This is a genomic window from Selenomonas ruminantium subsp. lactilytica TAM6421 (genome assembly GCF_000284095.1).
GTDB lineage: Bacteria > Bacillota > Negativicutes > Selenomonadales > Selenomonadaceae > Selenomonas_A > Selenomonas_A lactilytica.
On record NC_017068.1, the window covers coordinates 1,802,637 to 1,824,864 of the forward strand.

Genomic DNA, 22,228 nt, shown 5'->3' on the forward strand with positions numbered 1-22,228 from the left:
TTATTGTGTAATTATTTTATAAATTTCTCTTGCGCAACGCTCTTTAGTAAAACTATTTGAATAAATACGCGCAGCGTTAATCACGTTAACCATATCATTCCAATTTCTCTTTGCAAATAATAATTTCTCTACCAAATCATTTACACTATTTTCTTTAAATATCAATCCAACTTTACCTGAAATCAATTCGGGCACTGCTCCAGCATTATTACCTATAACTAATATCCCCGATGCCATATCTTCGATAATTGTCCGTCCAAACGCCTCATTTTTTGAACAAACTAAAGCAATATCTATTTTAGATCTCAATGAATTCATGTCCTTTACAAAACCACAGAATTCAACGTTGGTTATTTTTTCTTTTTTCGCATATTTGATTAATTTTTTAGCATAATCATTCACTTGACCAGCAATATACAATCTAATATCTTCTTCTTTTATTTTTTTCATCGCTTCTAGTGCAAGTTTCTGCCCTTTACCTTCAGAAATCGTACCTGTAATAAGCACATTTAATCCATCATGCTTCTCTTTTTTGATTTTATTTTCTATAACAATATCATTATATATCATTGAAACATTATCACATATATTAAACTCCTTTCTATAAAATTCTTTCAAAGCATTAGATATCATAATAATATTGTTAGATTTCTTAACCAAATACTTAAACAACATAGGAAACACTCTATTAAAGCTTTGATCCAAATAGCCGAACTCCCTAAAATGCCATATATGTTTAGAGTCTAGCATAAATGCCAATTGTGAACCAATATACAATGTAGAAGTATTCGTATACACCCAATCTATCTTTACATTTTTAAATTTAAAATATACAACTAAACACCAAATAGAAGATATTAACAACTTCATAACTCCTATATAATACCTAAACACTGTGCTGAGTACATTACTTCCTTTTCTATATGTAACCCCCCCATAAAATCCACGTATAGATTTCACACCAATATATTCTAATTGTTCAACTAGATTTCCTTTTTTTTGAGGTACAATAGCGTAGACATCAATTCCTTTTTCTTTTAGATATTTTACATTTGAAAGAAACGATCTTGTTGCACCACTATATATATCATTATCATGAAAAACAGCTATAACTCTCATAGTCACAATTCTCCCAAAATTATTCTCACTCTACGCCCTATCTCTTTCAGCAGATGTCCAGACGAAATTTTCGTACTACACAATAACATAATTCTGCTCCTAAATGAATCTTTATAAAAAGCGACCTGTCTTAGTATGTCCTTATCATATATATTTAAATTATCGTCATACAAGCTTAATAACAATTTCGCACGTGGTTCAAATTCAGCTCTTAACTTTAGTAAACTAGTCATTTTTTTTATATTCTGCCAAATTTTTTCTAAGCCAAATTTCACTTGTCCGCTCACATTATCCCCATGTTGTCTATATAATATATATGATTTTTCATCATATATGCATCTTCCTTTAAATGTGCATAACCATAATATCCAGTTATCATGTGCCAGATAGTAATCATATTTTATTTTACTCATCTCATCCAATGCTTTAAAATTAAAAACGCATGTACATCCCCACGCACACATTTCTGTAGCTACAAACTCACTTGTAGTTTTTACATATCCTTTCTTAAACTTATAACCAATAAAATTTAATTTTTCGTCTACCACCTTAAGATTTGAATAATATAAATTAGGCATTTTATCGTTCATTTTACTTAACAATTTAACTGCAACGGGAATTTTATCTCTTTCCCACACATCATCCTGGTCAGAAAAGGCGTAATATTTACATGTATCCAGATTCTTTTTCGCATAATAAATTAACTCATAAAAGCTACATTCTGCTCCGATATTATGTCCTCTTATTAATCTTATTTCTCTATTTGGTGGTAAGTTTTTTTTTAATGAATCTATAATTTCAACAGTTTTATCTTGCGAGCCATCATCCCTAATTAGTAAAATTAGATGTTTAATATTTTGTTTCATTATGGAATCTATCTGTTCATAAATATACTTTTCTCCATTATATGTAGACATCATAACACATACCATAACAATAATTTACACATCCTCATAATTATAAATAATTACCATTTTCTTTTATCGAACACTATGATTGCTACGTCAGCTGTACTTGACGACCGAATGATTTTAGGCGATTTTCGTATGCATTTACGTCGTGGTGGACAAGATTTACCACTATTTCTAACGATGACACTCCTTAGTAAAGCTCTAATTATACAATTAGCTTATGAATATGAACCAAAAATTTTTCGCACAATACGCTGCAATGAGAAAGGGATATAATCGTAAAACAAAATGCTTCTATACATACTAAAATCATATTTAAGATTTTCAAGTCTTGACATTTGCTTACGTTTTGTAGATAATAATATTCCTTTTTTACTAATTCTATCATAGGCCTTTCTCTCATACTTGCCTTTAATTACCAAATTATCTACTGGTAATGCTTCATAAGCACATCCGTACCACCTATAATATTTATCGGTTCTTTCCGAACCATATATTTCAAAGTCCCACGCAGAATCATGACTATTACAAATCTGTTTTAAAATTGATTTTTTCCATATAGCAATAACAGCTGACGAACGATATGCAGCTCCACTAGGGATTAAGCCAATTCCAGCCTTAATATTTTTTAAATTCATAGACTTTGTGTGATTCAACTTCATATAGTCCATCTCTTCATTTAAAAATTTATCAAATAATTTATCAATCTTATCTGTATCTACCTTATACTTAAAAAAAAGATCATCAAATATAGTTAATACATATTCTTCTGTTATTTTTTCCAATGCTCCTAAAAGATTACTTCCCCAGGATATATCATCTCCCACTTCTAATGAAATCACACTTTCTTCATCAAATCTCTTGTGATTTGTAATCAAATATATCCTTTTATCACAATCAGGCCACATTTTCTTGAAGTTTTCGAAAAAAGGTTTCCATAAGTCTTCATAATTATCACATGATAATATTAAAATTGCTAAAGATTTTCTTCTCTCATTCATAACGTATATCTGCCGAGTTTTTAAACACGACTATCCCTTTCTATTTCTTGATGAAATTATTCCTTCCCAAACTCTATTCACTTACTTTCGATAAAAGCATATTTCCCTTAGTTGGTTGTTCTCTATTAGTAAAGTAAAATCCTTTTAGTTTACCATCAACTAATCTTAATTCATTATAACCAACATGAAATTGCAGTGCTGTACTCATTGCTCTCGATTGATTTTTATATGTAAATTTCAATACCGGTGATTGCATATCAGAAGTATCTATCTGCACCATATCAGCTACCGATGTTGAATTTGTATTAGGAAATTCACAACGACAATTTATCGTTCTCCATGTTTGTTCAATTTCAAGTATAACAGGTATTTCCATTACTTCGTTATATGAACTTTGAAGCATCCCCTGCCATTTACCGGAAAAATCATGCATATCCAATATTTTTAGTAAATATTTATTCTTCCACAAATATTTATCAAATGACCAATCAATAATTTTAAACAACAGAGAAACGCTAAAAATAGATAACAAGGAACTCTGTGCTTTTGAGATGACAATATTAAAAGAAGGAAGCAATTTTGCCAACAATTCAAATAGCATATTTACTCCTGATTCTACAAATGGATAGGCAGTAACACTGGAAATAGTTAAATAAAATATAACATTTATTTTATTGCCATTATTCCACGAATATCTCATCATAATAAAATAGCCTCAAAAAATATTTCCAAACTTTGTTTTCAAACTATTTATTGCTTCAATGTTGCTTGAAGTAATTTGTACTAACAGTAAAGAACTTTGTAAACCATACAAACCATCTAATATTCTATTCTTTCTGTTTTCAGATATACAACCAAATAAATCCTCATATGGTTGAACTGGTTTAACACATGAGAAATGCATATTTAATGTCTCAATAATTTTTGAAACCGTGTCATATAGAGCTTCATCATCCTTCTGGTTCCTTTGGTAACAATTACTTACCAATATCGTTATTTCAATTCCTTTTAAAGGAATACTACAGTTAGTCTTCCACCCCTTTAAATACAACACAATTCTTCTCAGTTGTTCACTATTATTTTTTACCTTTTTTATAAACCAATCCCTAAATGCTTTTGGATCACTTAATACCCATCCTTTTGTTTTGTGTGCCAAATATGCATTATCGCCATCCATCACATATATCGGCAAATCGATATGATATCCCGCTGAATAATTTACTCGAATGCAAGTATCCTTATTAATTATTGATTCTGTATGATCAGCAACAGCTTCTATTATCCAACCGTGTACTCGACTAGCCGTAAGATCTTTTTTTCTATATGAAAGATATATGCCATCATCAATATCGTATTGCTGACCTTGTCCCCACAAATTGATAGTTGTTTTCATGGCAAATGAACCTTGCCAACAAAATTTAGGAACAGGCTTACCAGTATTTATAAACCAAGACCTAATTCTATTGCGCAATGCATCTCGACCTCTGCGCAATCTGTCCTCATTAGCCGACGATAGCTTTATTCTTTGATAATAAGAACGAAATTCTCTATCCATATCTGCCATATATAATCCCCACTTAGCTGTATTAAAGCCAATACTTTTTTATAGAGTTATAACACCACTTCATAATGTGAAATAAAACTATAACACGCTTTATGCCCTCGTCTTTTGTTTGAATTTCCCAAATTTGTCTAACACTATCTAATTTATTAGAACTCAAAGAATTATGACCCACTCTATACATATTTAGCACTTCGTTAATACCCACTGCATTACATCCATTACGCAAGAGTCTCAACCAAGTTGCATAATCTTGTCCACCACGACGCAAATGCATACGAAAATCGCCTAAGCTCATTCGGTCGATAAGTACAGTTGACGTAGCAATCATAGTGTTCGATAAAAGAAAATGGTAATCGATTGACTCCACAACATCTCTTTTACTTTTGACCAACTTACCATCCTCATCTATCATTTCAATGGCAGTATACGAAAATGGTGATTTTTTTTCTTCCATAAGCTTGATTTGACATGCGATCTTCTCTGGCCGCCATACATCATCTGCATCCAAAAAGGCAACATATTGACCTTGAGCAAGCTCCAACGCCTTATTCCTTGCATATCCTGCTCCCATATTTTGGGGTTGCAAATAATACTTGATCTGGGGATAATTCTGCTGGTATTTTCGAATAATATCAGCAGAATTATCTTTTGAACAGTCATCGACCAATATCATCTCTATATGGGGATATGTTTGCGCTAAAACTGATTCTATAGATTGTTTTAAATATTTCTCCGCATTGTAAACAGGCGTTATTACAGAAACTAACCCTGCTACATAGTCATCTGCCACTCTATTCCCATACTCTTCAAATCGTTTAATATCCGCCATTACATTGTTCCTATCAATAAACTGCCGTTACCCACGCTTTATGCTGCTCATCCGTCCCTAATACAGCATCTAAGTACTTCTTGTGAAGTATTCCTGTAATTTCACCTACATTATTGGTAATACTATATTTATCCACACTGTAGACAGGAGTAATCTCCATAGCAGAGCCACAAAGGAATGCCTCATCAGCAGTATAAAGCTCCGTGCGGTCTATGCTGCGTTCAACCACCTCTATGCCACTTTCCTTTGCCAACGTTATAACAGTATCGCGGGTAATGCTTTCCAGGACGCTGTCCGTAAGCTGCGGGGTAACAAGTTTGCCGCCTTTAATCATGAAAAAACACGAGCCCGGGCCCTCGGAAACTTTGCCTTTTGCATTCAAGAAAATGCAAGTATCGTATCCATTACGCAGGGCTTCACGCTGTCCCATACGGGAGTTAATGTAATTTGCACCACATTTGATGCGTGGGCTCAGTGTAGTATCATCAATACGCTGCCATGATGTCACGCAACAGTTCAGACCTTTTTTATTATATTCTGCACTCGTGCGTCCTCTTGGAATCGGTGCCACGAACATATCTGCTGGTTCTTCTGATCCCCAGGAACCAAAACCATCTACAAAAATTGTTTGACGAACGGAAAGATTTTCATCGTATTCATTTGCTTTTACCGTATCGATCAAAGCTTTCTTCATTTCGTCCACAGTATAGGGTGCTTTTATCTGTATGAGTTTGAGGGAACGGATCAATCTTGCATAATGATCCTCTAAGCGAAATGCATACAACTGCTTTTCGTCGTCATTCCAGTAACATGGGATTCCTTCAAAAACATTTAAACCAAACTGTGATGTTGGTGCCAGTACATTGATTTTTGCATCATTGACATTCAGGATTTCACCCTTGAACCAAATTCTTCTATTAGCCACATCATATTTCATCTATATCGCCTCTATAATTATTCTTCATCTGGTAAATGCGCAATGCGAATGATTTCTGCCTCTGCTAACTGTGCAGACTCCACATCATTCTGCGCACCTTCAACCTTCTCTTCATAAATATCCGCTTTATGAAACACCTTCATCAAGGTTTCCCATATAATCTGAAAATCCAGCAGGATACCTCGCTGTTTGAATTCATCAATGTATTGATTATCCAATGTCACTTTTTCATCCCAGGAGTTCTCGTTTCGCCCTCTGGCTTGCGCCAGCCCGGTGATTCCTCCTATGACGGTAAAGCGTTTCTTATACTTTTTATTCAGGGTTTCATAATCGCCAAGCTCATATGTTACGCAGGGACGTGGTCCTACCACAGAAATATCGCCCTTGAATACATTAAAAAGCTGTGGCAATTCATCCAGACTGGAATTGCGCAGGAATCTTCCTACCTTCGTTACTCGAGGATCATTTTCATAGTTAAAAAGCCCTGTCCCCACTTTTTCTGCATTGACTACCATAGACCGAAACTTATACATCTGAAAAATTTTTCCATTCTTCGTCCGTCTTCCCTGCGAAAAAATAACAGGCCCTTCCGAGTCAAGTTTTATCGCAATAGCAATTACAACAAAGAGAGGCAATAACAACAACAACGTAATGCCTGCAGAACAAATATCAAATATGCGTTTCAATATATAATTCATTTGAAGCGCTGTATTACTCATAAATCATATTCTCCTGACCATTCAGAAACTATACGTTTGAAACAAGTCATCAAACTTCTCTGCACGTTTGACCAGCTTAATCTGATCCATACCCTTGCATATATCCAGCACAGCGAAATTAGGCAGGATAAAGGGCGGTTTCATCACAACAGAGTAAGAACCACAGTTGCTGATTACCAAAAAGTCACCAATAGATAGCGCTCCGACATAATCTTTTACCAGACAATCGCCTTCAATACAGGTAAATCCTACAATATCCAAATCTGTATAGACTTCTCTTTGCTCTTCATCTGCGAATACAATCTGATAGGGAGGATTAATTCCGCTCATGCTGATATTCTTCTGAGAACCTAAAACTGTCGCAATTGTCTTCCCTCGGACTGATTTTATGGTCTCAATCCGTGTAACGAACTTCATACAGTCACCTGCTAAGGCAGAGCCAGGCTCAATGAATAATTCAGGCGCTTCTGGATTATTGGCAAAATGGGCTGCCATACGACTGGTTACAATTTCCGCATAATCTGCATAGTTCTGTCCTTCAATATGAAGCTGCTCTTTCAAACTGTCCGGCATCTTACCATAAATGCCACCGCCCAGATCAATACGCTGTGGCTTCAAACCGTAAACAGAAGCTACTTTATCATATGTCCGCAGCATACCTTCTGTTCGTGCAGCCCAGTATTTAACATCACGTTTGGCAAAATGACACTGTAGTTCAATGAGTTGTATATTTTCCGTGTCACGAATCATCTTCAGTACGTAGTCAAAGTCTTCACCGTCTACATCAACACCAAAACGCGAAAGCACGCCATCCTGAACATCAAAATTACACCGGACACCTACATGAATATGCGTTTTTTTATGTTTTAAGGCTATTTCCCGAATGGTATCTGCTTCATGAGGAGAGTCAATATTGACAGTTCCACCTTGGAGCAGAAAATCTTCCATTACCTGTGTATTCTTTATCGGCCCATTCCAAATGATACGCTGGTGCAGTACACCGCAGCGAAGAGCAATTTCCAGTTCCATATCCGAAACGACTTCGGCAAATCCGCCCATCTCATACACGATTTTCACAAGATCTGGTATGTAATTTGTCTTATAGGAATAGGCAATATTGAAGTTTGGATAATTCTTCTTGAATTCTGCAGACAACTCCTGATAGTTTTCCCGAAATGCTTCTGTATCCAGCAAGTAAAAGGCATTGCCATAATCATTTGCGAGCTTCAGCAAATTTTCCGTATTAATTTGTTTGTCCAGCGATGCTGACATCCAATCATCTCCATATCTTCACACTGCCGTTTTATGTCTTTTGGCTGCAATCGTATTAGCTACTGTCGCAATATCATATTCCAATTGCAACTTGTTCTGTATGAAATCCTGCGCATTCATTGCCGCAATCTTTTTCTCAAAGGCTTTGATGTCTTTCATATTTCGTGCGAAAGTCAATTCCACATCCGCTAATGAATCCATCTTTTGGTAATTACAAAAGGATCTGGAAAGGATTGCCCGCGTTGACCCCAGACGATAATGTTCCATTATGATTTTTTCTGCTGGAACTGCGCCTTCACCAATTTTCGCAATACCGCCAAAGCCATACGGTATCCCCGCTGCTTTGAACTTTTTGCACAACGCCTCAACCTTCCCATTGGTCAACAGTTCAAACATGAAATTCAATCCATATGACAGATGAAGATCATTCAATCCAATGTGAATTTCGTCAATACCGCCATATGCCAGAACTTCATCCACGCATTCAAACGCTTCCTTGGTTTCCAAAAGCAATGTGGTTTTCACGCGCCCATCTACATAGGCTAAAAACTCCTTTACATCGGACAGGGACTTCCACATCGGCAACATGATCATATCTGCACCGGCTTCAATAACCTGCTCAATCTCGTCTTTCGACTGCGGATTCAGCGGATTAACTCGCACAAGCATCTCTGACGTACTCAAAACCGGAACAATTCTTTTGATATCTGCAATGGAATGATGCGATTTCACGGAATCAATATGACCTTGACGTTCCTCTTTCCCCAAGGTTTCTAAATCCACCCATACTCTGTCCACACCATACTTCTGCGCGATTTTCGCTACTTCCGGATCATTGGTTATATACATAAACTTTAATGACATAGTCAAAACTCCATTTCCAATTCCTACACAAACAACAGTCAACTGATGTTTTCTGCAGGGTGATAAGTAGATACCATAGCTTTTACGCGCACACGGATATCGTTTTTGTTTTTATAGGCTGACACCATTAGTTCGTCCAATTCTTCCAGGAACTCTTCTGTATCGAAGGGAATGGGACAGCCGATATGAATCAGGTCGTTCTCGGTTTTTTTCAGGCCTTCCTCAGCCATGAGTTTTTCCTCGAATAATTTCTCCCCGGGACGCAGGCCGGTATAGTCAATGTCAATATCCACACCAAGTTTCAAGCCGGACAGGCGGATGAGGTTCTTGGCCAAATCGGCAATCTTGACGGGGCTGCCCATATCCAGGACGAAGATCTCGCCGCCTTTGGCATAGGTGCCGGCCAGCATTACGAGACTCACTGCCTCGGGGATGGTCATAAAGTAACGGATGATATCGGGATGCGTTACTGTCAGGTTATGGCCAGCGGCAATCTGTTTCTGAAAGATTGGAATCACTGAACCATTGCTGCCCAGAACATTGCCGAAGCGTACAGCCACAAATTCCGTCTTAACATTTTCAAAGATTTTTCCCGTGCCATCCGCATCGGCATTCTCCAACCCTTCATGCGTGAACAACTGAGGGATTTCATTGGCTTTGCCGGCCTTAATCTTGGCATCAAAGGACTGAATGATCATCTCGCAGAGGCGCTTCGTTGCCCCCATAATATTGGTGGGATTGACAGCCTTGTCCGTGCTGATAAGCACGAAGCGTTCACAGCCATGCACCATGGCGGCATAGGCCGTCTTGAAGGTGCCGATGGCGTTGTTCTTGACCGCTTCGCAGGGGCTGTCCTCCATCAGCGGCACATGTTTATGGGCTGCTGCATGGTAGACAATCTGGGGCCGATACTCCTCGAATATCTGGAACATCCGGCGGCTGTCCCGCACGGAGGCAATGAGCACCACCAAATCAAGCTCCGGATACCTATCCCGCAATTCCAGCTGGACATTGTAGACATTGTTTTCATAGATATCCACCAGGATTAGCTGCTCAGGCTGGTGGGCTGCAATCTGGCGGGCCAGCTCCGAACCAATGGAACCGCCGCCGCCTGTGACGAGAACACGTTTACCATGGATAAACTGGAACACATCGCTGAGATCCGCCTTCACCGGTTCCCGGCCCAGCAGATCCTCAACGGATACCTTCTTCATGGCGCTGACAGACAACTGGCCATTGACCAGCTGATAGAGCCCCGGCAGCTGCTTCAGCTCACAGTCCGTTTCCTTGCAGATATTGAGCAGATCCCGCTTTTCTGCGGCACTGGCGCTGGGTACTGTCAGGTAAATTTTGTCAATCTGATATTTCTCCACACTGGCCAGGATTTCGTCCCGGCCTCCAACTATGGGCACACCATCCACCAGACGATTCCATTTGGTGGGATCATCGTCGATAAAGCAACAGACTTTCTCATTGGTCCGGACGGATCTCTTGATATCCCGCATAATGAGCTGACCAGCACTGCCAGCACCAATCAGCATCACTCGCGAGCCTTCACCTCTCCGATCCTGCTGCGCCACCCGCAAAAGCAGGATAAAGCGATAGGCAAACCGCACGCCCAGCACCAGACCGAACTGAATAGCAGCTCCCATGATGTAATAGGATATGGGCATATTCCCCACAAAAAAGTTCATGCCCACTGCCATCAACAGGATGGTAGCCAGATTTCCGTAGATGATGCGCAGCAGTTCTGAGAAACTGGCAAAACGCCACAGGCTATGGTACAGCCGCAATCCATAGAAAATGAGCAGACTGAGAACCGTATATACCGGCGTATATGACTCCCAGTTCGCCAGATAATCTGCCGGTATCCGGGAGTATTGAAAATCAAACCGCAGCAGCAGCGCCAGGAAATATCCTGCATTCAATGCTACGGCGTCATAAACAGCCAGCATCCACGCCATTATTTTCCATTGTTCGATATCGAGCTTAACCAAAATCTACCATTCCTCATTCAATCCTTTTGTTTGCTCTTATGTCTGCCTTTATGTTTCTCGTGCTTTTCGTCGTAATAATAGTAATAGCCATAGCCGTAACCATAACCGGCTTTATTCTTCTTCGGCACGCCGTTGAGCACTGTACCAATGATATTCACCTGGCTCTGAACCAGACGCTGCTTGGCCTCCTTGGCCTCATCCGGTGTAACTTTGCCGGAACGGACTACAAATACGACACCATCCATCTTCGTACCGATAATGGTCGCATCCGTTACCGCCAAGATCGGCGGCATATCGATGAACACATAGTCGTAGTTCTCTCCCACGGTCTTGAGCAGATTGTCCATCCGCTCAGAACCCAGCATTTCCGATGGATTCGGCGGCACCGGGCCACTGGGCAGCACATCCAGATTCTGTATGACATTGTTCTGAATCATACTCTCCAGAGATTCACCCGTGGCGATGATATTGCTAAGGCCCTTATTCTGGAGGCGGAATTTCTTATGCTGTACCGGCTTGCGCATATCCGCATCGATCAGCAACACCCGCTTGCCATCCTGGGCCATGGCAATGGCCACATTGGATATGGTGGTGGACTTGCCTTCGCCTGGCGTTGCCGAGGTGAAGCTGATGAATTTGATCATCTTGCCTGCACCGGCAAACTGCAGATTCGTTCGAATCGCACGATAGGCTTCGGAAATCGGCGATTTCGCATCATTATGTACAATTAAATCGATATTAGCCATTATTTCCTCCTCAGCAGACGATTGCGAATTCCTTCCAGCAGACCGATATCCTCTTCCTTATCCAGACCATTGGCATCGGGGATAATACCGAGCACCGGCAGTTCGAGATAATGCTCCACATCCTCAGTGGTACGCATTCTGCGGTTGAGGATGCCCTTGGCCGTCACGAAAGCGGAACCAGTCAACAGGCCCAGGAGCAATGCCACCAGCATGGTCATGGCCTTTTTCGGCTTGATGGGTTCTTCCGGCAGGGTTGCGGAATCGACTACCTGCACTTCCGTGGGCACCATATTCTCGGCAATCTTCGCTTCTTCCAACCGTTTGGCCAGCATGACGTAGATTTCCTGAGCTACTTCCGTATCACGTTTGACCCGGACATAGCCCTGTTCTTTTTCCGGCAGTTTGGAAATCAAATCTTCATTTTCCTTGTCCAGAGCAGCCAGAGCCTTGGCCTTTGCCTGTTCTACGGCTACCATGGCTTCGTTCTGGAATTTATCCGCCAGCAGTTTCTGCTGTACGCTGCTGCTGGAAGGTGCCTGACGGGCCACAATGCTGCCGATTTCCTTCTCCATGGAAGCCTGTACATTGGCAATCTTCTGATTGACAGCCTGCATCTTCTCATGGTCTTCCGTATAGATGCCCGTATAACCAGCCTTTTCCGCAGCCAGCTGAGCCAGCTGTACCTTGTACTGCTGCAGAGCAGCACTGTCGGCAATACCCCGGCCCGAATTGTCCAGCTGACCATTGATGGTTCCGAGGGCAGCCTGAGCCTGCTCCAGATTCAGTTTGTTGGCTGCCTTTTCCTTATCGATAATAGAAAGCTTATCTGTTATCTGCTTGATCTGATCCTGTGTGGAGAAAAGCTTGTTCTCCACCTGGAATTTCTGCAGCTTGTCTTCCGCATCGGAGAGTTCCTTCTTCGAGGACTCTACACGTTCTTCGAGGAAGGCACGGGTAGCGCCCTGTTCTGCATGGGACAATTCTGCCAACCGGCTCAGGAAGCCATCCACGATAAGCTGGTTTGCTTCCTGGGCCTGTTCCGGGCTTTTGCCCGTCACATCCACCTGCAGGATTTCCGTATCCTTGAAAGGTTTGGTCGTTACATGAGATTTGATATAGCCTTCATAAGAAGGTAATTTCCCGTCCTTATTCGGCTCTTCCGTCTTTTCAATCACCGGTTCGATGACATTGCGGCTCTTGAGGATCTCTGCATTCGTATTCATGCGCTGCGTGGTCATACCAGCATTGCCGGCCACGCTGGAGAGAATGGAATCCCCCAGCCCCTTCTCCTGCTTGATGCGCAGGAGAGAGGTTGACTGATAGGTCGGCGGCGTGATGAGCAGATAAGCTCCGGCGGCCACCAGGAACAGTGCCGTTATCTTGGCAATCTTCATGCGGCCGGTGACCATCAGATCCCATACTTCCCGCAAGTCTATGGTTACTTCTTTATCATCCACTGGTTCTATCTCTCCCCTGTTAGTCGCTGATTTTGGAAATGTTATAGGCCGCAGCAATGAGCGGTGCAATATCCCGTGCAAAAGTGATGCGGTGATTCCGCGTCAGATAAAGGATATCCCCTTCCTGCAGCTCATAATTCTGTGTCATATCGCCTTTGGTGATCATGGCGTTGAAGTCGACGTTGATCATATTCTGCTGATCCTCTTTGCGCACCAGAATGACCTTTTTCTTGGCGGCATCCGCCGTAAAGCTGCCAGCGGAACCGATTGCATCCACAATCGTATGACTCTTGGTCAGTTCCACCACACCGGGGTTCTTGACCTCGCCAAAGACATAGACGCGGACAGCCCCCATCTTGGTCAGGTTCACCGTGACTTCCGGATTCACATAATAGCGGGACAATGCCTGGGTAAGCAAGGAAGTAACCTCATCAATGGTCATGCCCGTCACATCCAGCGAACCCACATAGGGCAGCGACAATCTGCCATCCGGGCGAACCACATAAGGCGTAGCCACACTGTTGGGCGCATTGCTGATGCGCTCGTCCTGCAACACCGATATATTGAGTTCATCCCCGGGACGCAATGTATACTCTTTATTCTGCGCCCTCTGTGGACTTTGTACCGCAGGCTGCGCCGACGCCATTTCCTGCGCGGCCGCATCGCTGCTGCCAGCCATTACCGACACAGGCTGTGCCAATGTCAGTAATGTGGATATCACAAGTAATTCTTTTTTCATATAACCTTTATCCCCTCTTGTCTTATTTTTCCCCTATTTCTTGATTCAACGGCCAAACAACCGTCCCCAAAATCCCTTTTTCTCTTTTTGCCAGCTGTCAGGCAAGTCCGGGTAAATCATACCGCCTGCCAGCAAAGCCCGGGCATTGTCTGCGGACTCCTGTAATAAGTCTTCCCCGCCGTCACGCTTCGCCAGCGCCTTCTGGGCATGCTTCGTTTCCGGCGAACGCCAGTCTGTACGGTGGGCATCCGAGCCCAGGAAGCAGATCATCCGATTTTGCAGCAATGCTTCTGCCCTTTGCTGACAGGCTTCGCCGAAATCCCCGGCAAAACTGCCGATATTGCACTGTGTCAATATGCCCCGCTGCATCCAATCCAGCACTCGTTCCGGATGGTGCATAATGCGTGCATACCGTTCCGGATGCGCCAAAATAGGCTGATACTCGCGAAGCATCAGCTCAAACAGCATGGACTCGGTCTGATCCGGCTCGCTCTGCTCCGTAAGCTCTACCAGTATATAAGGAGACTCATTCAGACAGTAGTCACGGCCACCCTTCGGCAGGAAGCGCAAGGTGCTGTAGTTGAGTTCCACCTCAGCCCCAGCATGGATTTGTATGGGAATGTTCTCCTGAACCGCTGCTTCCTGCAGCGTCTGCGTACGAGCCTTAATGTCTTCCCAACGGGGCACAACCCCACGGCGATTGACATGTGGCGTCGCAAAAATCTCTTTCACCCCTGATGCTGCTGCCATCCGAAGCATATCCAATGACATTTCCTTCGAACGGGAACCATCATCCCCGTCAATATCGAAAAGAATATGTGCGTGCAAATCTATTTGCAAAATACACTGCCACCTTTCTCTATCGCAAGTACTTTCCTATGATAACATATTGCAATTATTGTTACAAGTGTTTTTAAGTTGCATTCTATAATACATAATGCATACAATATGAATTTAGGCAAATAAATAACCTCCAGCAAACCAGCTGACAGCTGATCTGTTGGAGGTTACTCCTTTGAACATTGCAATCTATATAATATTTATTTATTCATGTGCGATAATGATTCCGTGGGTAACAAGCGGTTTTGCAGCAGCATCCTGCATGGTGCAGGTGTAGATTGCCTCATCCGGATATGACAGGCGGCTACATATATAGAGCCTTGCATCCGCAGGCCAACCATGTTCCAGCAAAATCTGCGGTATCGTATGGGAATTATGCTGGCTGTCGGTAAGCATGCCCAGAATTTTTCCGGGCTTATATTCAATAGCCTCCGGTTGCGGCACTCGGCCATGGAAACTTGCCAGCGTGGCATCATGCCAGGGCAGAGCGATCTTGGCAAAGGCATATTGCATGGAGCTGATGCCGGGGATCACCTCGATCTGCTCCGGCGCAAATTCCCGACGCAGGGCATCCAACAGGGAATAATAGCCCGGATCGCCGGAGACCATAGCCACCACATCCGCCTTTGGCAGCCTGTCGCGGATAAAGGCCATCACACCTGGAATATCGGCAGTTATGGCGCAGGTATCCTGCCCGGCCTGGGCAAAGTCTGCCAAGGCACGTTTCCCCCCCACAAGGTACTTGGCACCCTGAATCGTTTTGAGCCCTTTGGGCACGATATAGTCGGGATTGCCGGGGCCAATGCCCACCACGATAATCTTATTCTGCTTGTCCATTCGGCAATCGACCGTTACTGAAAACTTATAAAAAGCCATAAACCTTCCGTAGAAAGTTAACTTTTACGTTCCATTCCTCATTCACTGCGTCCGCTTTTGCCGTCCCGAAGAACAGACTACTCACGTTTGATATAACGCTCCAAAGGCTTAAATTCCCGACTAACGAATCGGTACATATCTGCATTGACTTGTCGGTATCAGCTTGCAGATTTGGATAGCTCCGTTTCTCCATAGTGTTTGAGATTCAAAGATGCTTGAAAGTCACGGTCTATCACATTGCCACAGACAGGACAGACATATGTCCTGTCTGACAGCTTCAGGTCTTTATTTATATATCCGCATTCGACGCAAGTCTTGGAGCTTGGAAACCAGCGGTCAGCAATAACCACGGGAATTCTTGCCCAATGTGCCTTGTATTCAATCTGCCTGCGGAATTCATAAAAATTCTGTTCCTGAACTTTTTCAGACAGGTGCTTATTCTTCATCATGCCCTGCACATTCAGGTCTTCAAGGCATATAAACCTTGGCTTTCGGTTTATAATTATTCTCGTCGCCTGATGTACATGATTGGCTCTGATGTCAGCCAGCCTGTGGTTGATTCGTAAAAGTCGTTTTTCGCTTTTTATAAGGTTGCTTGTTTTGCAGTAACGCTCTCCTTTCTTGTTCATTTGGTATTTTCGCGATACCTGACGTTGCAACCTGTGTCGTTTCTTTTTGAGTTTCCTTATTGTATGGGACTTATTGATATTTTTGACTACTGTAGAGTCCGAGATTATCGCTAAATCCTTTATACCTAAATCAATGCCTACACCCTCAGTGTAGGAGCGTTTTGAGTGTTTGCGGACAAATTTCAGTCCTCGCATTGGCTTTAGCTTATACTTGACTACAAAGCCAATTCCCAGCCACCAGTTTTCACCGTCAAAAGTTATTCGCGGTTGGGTGTATTTCATACCAACAGGAATTCTGCCCTTTTCGGCAAGCCTTATCCAGTTGAGCCGTTGACGGTTCTTTTTCTTGCTGCCCGCAATACTCTCCAGTTTGACATGCGTATTGGTGAACTGTATCTTTACATTGTCCTGATAGAAACGAAAGTCACCATTCTTTTTGCTGCGAAACTTAGGGTGCCCGTTCATATCGTAGACTGTTGGTTTCCTGCCAATACGAACAAGATGATCCAATTTTTTAGGGCTATACTTGACATATCCAGGCTGTTTCTGTTTACGAAAGAAGTTCTTATATGCTATACACAAATCCTTGATAGCCTGCTTAGTGACATTGTTGGATATACCTAGAAGCCACAAGTATTCTCCAGAATTACGCAGAACAGTGAATTCTTTGCGAAGGTCATAATCACTTTGAAGTTTTCTGCCCTCCCTGAAATTCTCCATTTGCTTATCTAAAGCCCAATTATAGGCAAACCTCGAAGCTCCCGCAAACTGAAACAGTTTAGTTTTCTGTTTGTTGTTCGGCAACAGCCGTATCCTGACCGACTTTATCATCTGAATCACCACTCACTAATTCCTGAATCATCTTCTTCGCCTTGTGTGCCCGTTTTCCTTGGAGCTTACAGCTAAACACTGTAATTATTTGCACCAAGTCCTCGACAAGTTCTTGTTGCTCGCTCTTTTGAGTAGTATCGACTATTTCTATCTTGCAGCCATGTATAGCGGCAATCGTTTCGATAAGCTCAAAACCAAAGCGTAAAAGCCTGTCCTTATAAAGGATAACTACCTTCTCGGCCTGATTAGATTCAATTCTGCGAATAAGGTCTTGTAAACCCTTCTTCTTGTAATTGATTCCAGAACCAACGTCAATGATTATTTCAAAGGGCTGCCCCTGTGCGTATAGATATGTTCTCAGATTTTCTACCTGTCGCTCAAGGTCATCTTTTTGCTTGGGACTTGATACTCTGCAATAGCCGATAACTTTTTTAGAAGCCGTTTGAATGCCCGTCACAGCATTTAATTGGTCTTCTGAGTAATATCTGTAGCCATTTGACGAAGTGTGATGAGGATGGAGTTTTCCGCTCCTGTCCCAATTTCTCAGGGTTTGCGGAGTGACTCCGATGATTTTAGCAAACTTGTTGATAGTATAGTATTCCAAGTTCATCACCTCAATACTATACTATCAATAAGTTGTAATATAATCAAGAATATTTTATAACTATTTATATCTTTATTTTATCTGTCAGAAGCCTCCTAAATTCTGACAAATTTCCCGGGCCATATCATCCATGCCCAGCAGTTCTCCTGTTAAAGTCACCATCACCGTGCCCACCTGCATCTTCTGGAACAGATAGCGTTGAGCGCGGAGACTGGCCCGCTGAGCCAGAGTCTGACAGACCTTCGCCTGCAGCCCGGCCTTTGCCAGCACGGTCAGCGCGTCTTCCGTGGTATTGGCGCTGAGGATCTGCTGTACGCCCGCGGTATCCAGCCCTGCAGCAGCGGCATAGGCCGCCATGGTCTCCAGCCGCCCATCGGCAATGCGGTTATGGGTGTAGAAACAGCCCGCCGCCACTTTGATGAGCTTGCCGATATGGCCAAAGAGCAGAACCCGTTTGATTTCCCGCTTCTGCGCCGCTTCCAGCATGAAGCCGATAAAGTTGCTTGTCTGCACCATAGCTGCTTCCGGCAGCTGCCATTCCTTGGCCAGTCGCTCACCGATCTTGCCGGGCACGAAGATCAGATCCTCATAGCCTGCGGCTTTGGCCACATCGATCTGGGGTACCAGCGAATTCTTGAAGCCCTCTTCGGACATGGGGCGCAATACCCCTGTCGTGCCAATCACGGAAATTCCACCCTCCACTCCTAAAATAGGATTCAAGGTTTGTTTGGCCAGCTCCACGCCGGCAGGAATGGAAATCGTAACCTCCAAGGGGATTTTATCCGTGCCCAACACATCGGCCACGGCATTGCGAATCAGCTGCCGGGGGCCAGGATTGATGGAAGGCTCCCCCACGGGCACAGAAAGGCCGGGCTTGGTTACCGTGCCAATGCCCTTGCCAGCCTTGAAGATGATTTCTTTTTTTTCTGCGGGCAGATGGCGGATCGTGGTGAAGACCGAGACGCCATTGGTGATATCGGGATCATCACCAGAGAATTTTACGACTTCGGCAGTCAGGGCATCATTTTCCTTGGTAATATTTTTTACGGGTATAATAAGCTCCGTGCCATCTAAAGCACGGAGTTCAATCATATCCCATTCATTTCCCTGTTCATAGAGCAAGGCGGCCTTAACACCAGCTGCCGCACAAGCACCAGTCGTATAACCACTTCTTAACGTATCTGACATTTATTTCTACCCCTTTTATGTAAAGTTCGTACTAAAGATATCCCGTTCATACGCAGTCAGGGGTTCACGGGGGAGTACTTTTTCTGTTTCCGCTAAAACGACCCTCTCGGCAATTTTAGAGCTGTTTAGCCAGATGGCGCCGGGCAAGACCGGCGGCGCGTCTTTCAGCGTGCTATCTAGTAACGGTCTGCCTCGGGCCGGCCTTCGCTGGCGCTCAGGCAGTCGCTCCTACAGAAAAAGCACTCCCCCGTTCGCCCCCAGCCACGATTTTGGCAATTGGCACGAACCCGGTTCTCCCGTAACAAGAACATCGATGTGCTTGTTACTTACAGCCGGAACATAGCATTATACACAAACGTCACTCTGGGTGGCGGTGGGGATGCTTTTTCGCCAGTGGAACGACTGCCTGAACGAAGTGAAGGCTGGCCCGCAAACAGCATTTGCTGGATGCTTCATTGATGGACGCGCCGCCGGTCTTGCCCGGCGCAGGTTACTGAAAGATACGTACTTCTGCTGGCGGGTCATTTAGTGAAGCGGCGAAAAAGTATTCCCACCGCCGCCCCACTGAGCTGTAACAAAATGCGTTCAGACTCGCACTGACAAACTGCTATTTGTTCAACTGCCTACTCAGGAAGTCGCGGCCGAAGACTGTCAGTGTGTAGTACAGGCCAATCAGGAATGGGATGTATTCGGCAATCAGGCGCCAACAGACGGCGATGATGCCGACGGTGCCGGCGGGGACGGATTCGCTGAACAGGTAGACAAAGCCGCCTTCGGCCACGCCGGAACCGCCTGGCGTCGGCGTGAAATAGAGCAGCATGTTCAGGAAGATCATGCGCCCCATGATCGTATACCAATCGGCGTCCGTTACACCCAGTCCTAGCATCAGACAGGGCACAATGGCGTAGATGCACAGAAGATTCAGCCCTGACTCCATAAATACCCAGAGCATTTTCCAGGGCGACTTGGACAACAAACCGATGGCACATTTTGTATCCCGGTAAAAAGCAAAGATCTTGCGGCGCCTGTCATTATGCAGATGGCGGGTGAAGCGGATCACGAAGTAATCCAGCGTCCCCTGCCGCGCCCCCACCACAATGGCGATGATCACCACAAAGGCTGTCAGGGTAATCGCCATCAGGGTATGATTAGATATGCCCGGCACGATGCCATTGTCGTGCAGGAATATCAGCGGCATACAGAGCACCAAAAAGAAGATGGAAAGCAATGTACGCACAATAACCAATACGGTAGCTTTCCCTGTAGGCACTCCTGCATGGCGCAGGAACATCAGCTGGGCCACGGCCCCTCCGGTAGCACCGGGTGTAAGCAGGGCCAGGAAATAATTGCCGAACACCACCTGCACAGCCTGATACAGGGTGATCTTCTCATTGGAAATCTTGACCATATGCATCAGGCGGCTGCCGTCAAAGAACAGCCCCAGCCCCACGGCCAGCACGGCCAGAGCAATAGACCAGGACTGAAATCGATCTAGATTTTTCAAGGTATTTATATCAACGGTGGTATAGATGACAATGCTGGAGATAATGACCACCAGCAGGATCAAACCGATAAACCGTTTGTAAACTTTACTCATGCAAACCGTCCCTTGGGATAGTTATAGTTCTTCCTCATGCGCCGCATAGGCACTGTGGTTATGAATGGACTCGTAATTCTCGCATTCCACCGAGAACCAGCCCAGACCTTCGATTTCCCGCAAGGCCAGCACCGTATCCCGCAGGATATCTTCGACGAATTTGGGATTCTCATAGGCCGCTTCCGTGACAAATTTCTCATCCTCGCGCTTCAGCAACGGATAGATGGGCGAAGAGCCTTGCTTTTCCACGAGCTCCGCCAGATCCTCAATATAGATGCAGTCATAACCATCCTTGAAGCGCAGCTGGATGCGGGCCACGGAGCGCTGATTATGGGCACCGTAGCTGGAAATCTCCTTGCTGCAGGGGCACAGGGAAGTAAAGGGCACCTCCACCCCCAGCTGGAATTCCATGGGCTTGCCCTTTTCCTTGCGGCCTGTAAAGCAGCAATCCAAGTCCAATACGGAAGTCTTGCCGCTGACCGGAGCTGTCTTGTCCACGAAATACTTGAAGGACAGCTCCACTTCTGCCGCATGGGCCTCAAGGCGCTCCAGGGCCTCCGCCAGCATGGCCTCCATCTCTGGTTCAGCCAGCGGCTTTTTGCTCCAGGGCATCAGGATTTCCAGGAAACGGCTCATATGGGTGCCCTTGTACTGACTGGGCAGCGCTACCGTAAAGCGCACCCGGGCCAGCACCTGCTGGTAGCCGCCCTCCTTGGTCTTGATCAGGAACGGCAGATGGGCTTCCTTGATGCCCACCTTCTGGATGGCAATCCCCCGCTGATCCTTGCGATTCTGTACGTCCTGCATTTTAGTTCCTCGTTTCATACTCTACAGGATCTTCCACGCCGGCTTCGGCAAAGCCCTGCAGGCGCAGTTTGCAGCTGTCACAGACACCGCAGGCCTTCTCGCCGCCCTTGTAGCAGCTATGGGTGAACTGCAGGGGTGCGCCGAGCTTGGATCCCAGCTGCACGATTTCCTTCTTGGACAGATCCTGCAGCGGCGTTTCGATCTTGATTTTCGTGCCATTGACTGCCGTAGCCGTGGTGGCATAATCCGCCAATGCCTGGAATTTCTGGATGAATTCCGGACGGCAGTCAGGATAGCCGGAGTAATCCACGGAGTTCACGCCGATATAGACATGGGTGGCCCCCACTACTTCCGCATAGCCCATGGCATAGGACAGGAAGATCAGATTGCGGGCCGGCACATAGGTAACAGGTACGTCCTTCCGATCCACATCCCCCTCGGGTACATCGATATGGCTGTCCGTCAGGGCGGAGCCGCCGATGGCTTCCATATTGGTCTCGATGATCAGATGCTTGGGCACCTTGTAGAAATCAGCGATTTTCTTTGCGCCTTCCAGTTCAATGCTATGACGCTGATGATAGTTGAAGCTGATGGGATAGACCTCATAGCCTGCTTCTTTGGCCACAGCCATGCAGGTACAACTGTCCAGACCACCGGACAGCAGTACCACTGCTTTTTCTTTTGCCATTTTACTTACATCT

22 protein-coding genes are annotated in these 22,228 nt (G+C 44.4%); all 22 read right to left on the reverse strand.

Annotated elements, in window-relative coordinates:
• The 22 genes from SELR_RS08775 to queC all read right to left on the reverse strand — a co-directional run bounded on the left by SELR_RS08775 (position 1) and on the right by queC (position 22,215).
• Positions 1 to 1,119, reverse strand: a complete 1,119-nt coding sequence (locus SELR_RS08775) for a glycosyltransferase family 4 protein (protein WP_014424871.1) — start codon at positions 1,117 to 1,119, stop codon at positions 1 to 3.
• Positions 1,120 to 1,121: 2 nt separating this feature from the next.
• Positions 1,122 to 2,051: a glycosyltransferase gene (locus SELR_RS17785; protein WP_014424872.1), complete on the reverse strand. Its 930-nt coding sequence runs from the start codon at positions 2,049 to 2,051 to the stop codon at positions 1,122 to 1,124.
• Positions 2,052 to 2,248: 197 nt separating this feature from the next.
• Complete coding sequence (locus SELR_RS18875; RefSeq protein ID WP_014424873.1) at positions 2,249 to 3,031, reverse strand: hypothetical protein; 783 nt, start codon at positions 3,029 to 3,031, stop codon at positions 2,249 to 2,251.
• Between the two features lie 73 nt (positions 3,032 to 3,104).
• Positions 3,105 to 3,734, reverse strand: coding sequence for a Cap15 family cyclic dinucleotide receptor domain-containing protein (locus SELR_RS08790; RefSeq protein ID WP_158645794.1), 630 nt, complete (start codon positions 3,732 to 3,734; stop codon positions 3,105 to 3,107).
• A 12-nt stretch (positions 3,735 to 3,746) separates the two neighbouring features.
• A complete protein-coding gene (locus SELR_RS08795; RefSeq protein ID WP_014424875.1) occupies positions 3,747 to 4,595 on the reverse strand; it encodes a cyclic GMP-AMP synthase DncV-like nucleotidyltransferase in 849 nt (282 codons plus the stop codon).
• 22 nt (positions 4,596 to 4,617) lie between these two features.
• Entirely contained in the window at positions 4,618 to 5,424 is an 807-nt protein-coding gene (locus SELR_RS08800; RefSeq protein ID WP_014424876.1) for a glycosyltransferase family 2 protein, read from the reverse strand.
• Positions 5,425 to 5,437: 13 nt separating this feature from the next.
• Positions 5,438 to 6,361, reverse strand: coding sequence for a branched-chain amino acid transaminase (locus SELR_RS08805; protein ID WP_014424877.1), 924 nt, complete (start codon positions 6,359 to 6,361; stop codon positions 5,438 to 5,440).
• Positions 6,362 to 6,378: 17 nt separating this feature from the next.
• Complete coding sequence (locus tag SELR_RS08810) at positions 6,379 to 7,080, reverse strand: sugar transferase (protein WP_014424878.1); 702 nt, start codon at positions 7,078 to 7,080, stop codon at positions 6,379 to 6,381.
• A gap of 21 nt (positions 7,081 to 7,101) precedes the next feature.
• Positions 7,102 to 8,352, reverse strand: coding sequence for an alanine racemase (locus SELR_RS08815; protein WP_014424879.1), 1,251 nt, complete (start codon positions 8,350 to 8,352; stop codon positions 7,102 to 7,104).
• 18 nt (positions 8,353 to 8,370) lie between these two features.
• Complete coding sequence (locus SELR_RS08820; protein ID WP_014424880.1) at positions 8,371 to 9,216, reverse strand: aldolase/citrate lyase family protein; 846 nt, start codon at positions 9,214 to 9,216, stop codon at positions 8,371 to 8,373.
• 38 nt (positions 9,217 to 9,254) lie between these two features.
• Positions 9,255 to 11,213, reverse strand: coding sequence for a polysaccharide biosynthesis protein (locus SELR_RS08825; protein ID WP_014424881.1), 1,959 nt, complete (start codon positions 11,211 to 11,213; stop codon positions 9,255 to 9,257).
• A 17-nt stretch (positions 11,214 to 11,230) separates the two neighbouring features.
• On the reverse strand, positions 11,231 to 11,959 hold the full coding sequence (locus SELR_RS08830) for a CpsD/CapB family tyrosine-protein kinase (protein ID WP_014424882.1): 729 nt from the start codon (positions 11,957 to 11,959) through the stop codon (positions 11,231 to 11,233).
• Positions 11,959 to 13,416 carry a GumC family protein gene (locus SELR_RS08835; RefSeq protein WP_014424883.1) on the reverse strand — a complete coding sequence of 486 codons (1,458 nt, stop codon included), beginning with the start codon at positions 13,414 to 13,416 and terminating at the stop codon, positions 11,959 to 11,961. The genes SELR_RS08830 and SELR_RS08835 overlap by 1 nt, the downstream gene beginning before the upstream one ends.
• Before the next feature lie 19 nt (positions 13,417 to 13,435).
• A complete protein-coding gene (locus SELR_RS08840; RefSeq protein WP_014424884.1) occupies positions 13,436 to 14,155 on the reverse strand; it encodes a polysaccharide biosynthesis/export family protein in 720 nt (239 codons plus the stop codon).
• A gap of 45 nt (positions 14,156 to 14,200) precedes the next feature.
• The gene (locus SELR_RS08845) at positions 14,201 to 14,995 is read right to left on the reverse strand and encodes a tyrosine-protein phosphatase (RefSeq protein WP_014424885.1); all 795 of its coding nucleotides are present in this window, start codon (positions 14,993 to 14,995) and stop codon (positions 14,201 to 14,203) included.
• A gap of 204 nt (positions 14,996 to 15,199) precedes the next feature.
• On the reverse strand, positions 15,200 to 15,832 hold the full coding sequence (gene cbiE, locus SELR_RS08850; protein ID WP_041914702.1) for a precorrin-6y C5,15-methyltransferase (decarboxylating) subunit CbiE: 633 nt from the start codon (positions 15,830 to 15,832) through the stop codon (positions 15,200 to 15,202).
• A 197-nt stretch (positions 15,833 to 16,029) separates the two neighbouring features.
• Positions 16,030 to 17,331, reverse strand: coding sequence for an RNA-guided endonuclease InsQ/TnpB family protein (locus tag SELR_RS08855; protein ID WP_014423426.1), 1,302 nt, complete (start codon positions 17,329 to 17,331; stop codon positions 16,030 to 16,032).
• Complete coding sequence (locus tag SELR_RS08860; protein WP_014423425.1) at positions 17,279 to 17,935, reverse strand: IS607 family transposase; 657 nt, start codon at positions 17,933 to 17,935, stop codon at positions 17,279 to 17,281. The genes SELR_RS08855 and SELR_RS08860 overlap by 53 nt, the downstream gene beginning before the upstream one ends.
• Positions 17,936 to 18,019: 84 nt before the next feature.
• Positions 18,020 to 19,123: a cobalt-precorrin-5B (C(1))-methyltransferase CbiD gene (gene cbiD, locus SELR_RS08865; protein WP_014424887.1), complete on the reverse strand. Its 1,104-nt coding sequence runs from the start codon at positions 19,121 to 19,123 to the stop codon at positions 18,020 to 18,022.
• Between the two features lie 607 nt (positions 19,124 to 19,730).
• Complete coding sequence (locus SELR_RS08870; RefSeq protein ID WP_014424889.1) at positions 19,731 to 20,720, reverse strand: lysylphosphatidylglycerol synthase transmembrane domain-containing protein; 990 nt, start codon at positions 20,718 to 20,720, stop codon at positions 19,731 to 19,733.
• A gap of 21 nt (positions 20,721 to 20,741) precedes the next feature.
• On the reverse strand, positions 20,742 to 21,527 hold the full coding sequence (gene folE2 / locus SELR_RS08875) for a GTP cyclohydrolase FolE2 (protein WP_041914346.1): 786 nt from the start codon (positions 21,525 to 21,527) through the stop codon (positions 20,742 to 20,744).
• A gap of 1 nt (position 21,528) precedes the next feature.
• Positions 21,529 to 22,215 carry a 7-cyano-7-deazaguanine synthase QueC gene (gene queC / locus SELR_RS08880; protein ID WP_014424891.1) on the reverse strand — a complete coding sequence of 229 codons (687 nt, stop codon included), beginning with the start codon at positions 22,213 to 22,215 and terminating at the stop codon, positions 21,529 to 21,531.
• Positions 22,216 to 22,228 lie beyond the last annotated feature (13 nt).

What these genes read in the sequence shown, in the direction of transcription:
- SELR_RS08775 (WP_014424871.1), bottom strand. Translation starts at nt 1,119, where the DNA reads ATGAGAGTTATAGCTGTTTTTCATGATAATGATATATATAGTGGTGCA.
- SELR_RS17785 (WP_014424872.1), bottom strand. Translation starts at nt 2,051, where the DNA reads ATGGTATGTGTTATGATGTCTACATATAATGGAGAAAAGTATATTTAT.
- SELR_RS18875 (WP_014424873.1), bottom strand. Translation starts at nt 3,031, where the DNA reads ATGAATGAGAGAAGAAAATCTTTAGCAATTTTAATATTATCATGTGAT.
- SELR_RS08790 (WP_158645794.1), bottom strand. Translation starts at nt 3,734, where the DNA reads ATGATGAGATATTCGTGGAATAATGGCAATAAAATAAATGTTATATTT.
- SELR_RS08795 (WP_014424875.1), bottom strand. Translation starts at nt 4,595, where the DNA reads ATGGCAGATATGGATAGAGAATTTCGTTCTTATTATCAAAGAATAAAG.
- SELR_RS08800 (WP_014424876.1), bottom strand. Translation starts at nt 5,424, where the DNA reads ATGGCGGATATTAAACGATTTGAAGAGTATGGGAATAGAGTGGCAGAT.
- SELR_RS08805 (WP_014424877.1), bottom strand. Translation starts at nt 6,361, where the DNA reads ATGAAATATGATGTGGCTAATAGAAGAATTTGGTTCAAGGGTGAAATC.
- SELR_RS08810 (WP_014424878.1), bottom strand. Translation starts at nt 7,080, where the DNA reads ATGAGTAATACAGCGCTTCAAATGAATTATATATTGAAACGCATATTT.
- SELR_RS08815 (WP_014424879.1), bottom strand. Translation starts at nt 8,352, where the DNA reads ATGTCAGCATCGCTGGACAAACAAATTAATACGGAAAATTTGCTGAAG.
- SELR_RS08820 (WP_014424880.1), bottom strand. Translation starts at nt 9,216, where the DNA reads ATGTCATTAAAGTTTATGTATATAACCAATGATCCGGAAGTAGCGAAA.
- SELR_RS08830 (WP_014424882.1), bottom strand. Translation starts at nt 11,959, where the DNA reads ATGGCTAATATCGATTTAATTGTACATAATGATGCGAAATCGCCGATT.
- SELR_RS08840 (WP_014424884.1), bottom strand. Translation starts at nt 14,155, where the DNA reads ATGAAAAAAGAATTACTTGTGATATCCACATTACTGACATTGGCACAG.
- cbiE (WP_041914702.1), bottom strand. Translation starts at nt 15,832, where the DNA reads ATGGACAAGCAGAATAAGATTATCGTGGTGGGCATTGGCCCCGGCAAT.
- SELR_RS08855 (WP_014423426.1), bottom strand. Translation starts at nt 17,331, where the DNA reads ATGATAAAGTCGGTCAGGATACGGCTGTTGCCGAACAACAAACAGAAA.
- cbiD (WP_014424887.1), bottom strand. Translation starts at nt 19,123, where the DNA reads ATGTCAGATACGTTAAGAAGTGGTTATACGACTGGTGCTTGTGCGGCA.
- SELR_RS08870 (WP_014424889.1), bottom strand. Translation starts at nt 20,720, where the DNA reads ATGAGTAAAGTTTACAAACGGTTTATCGGTTTGATCCTGCTGGTGGTC.
- folE2 (WP_041914346.1), bottom strand. Translation starts at nt 21,527, where the DNA reads ATGCAGGACGTACAGAATCGCAAGGATCAGCGGGGGATTGCCATCCAG.
- queC (WP_014424891.1), bottom strand. Translation starts at nt 22,215, where the DNA reads ATGGCAAAAGAAAAAGCAGTGGTACTGCTGTCCGGTGGTCTGGACAGT.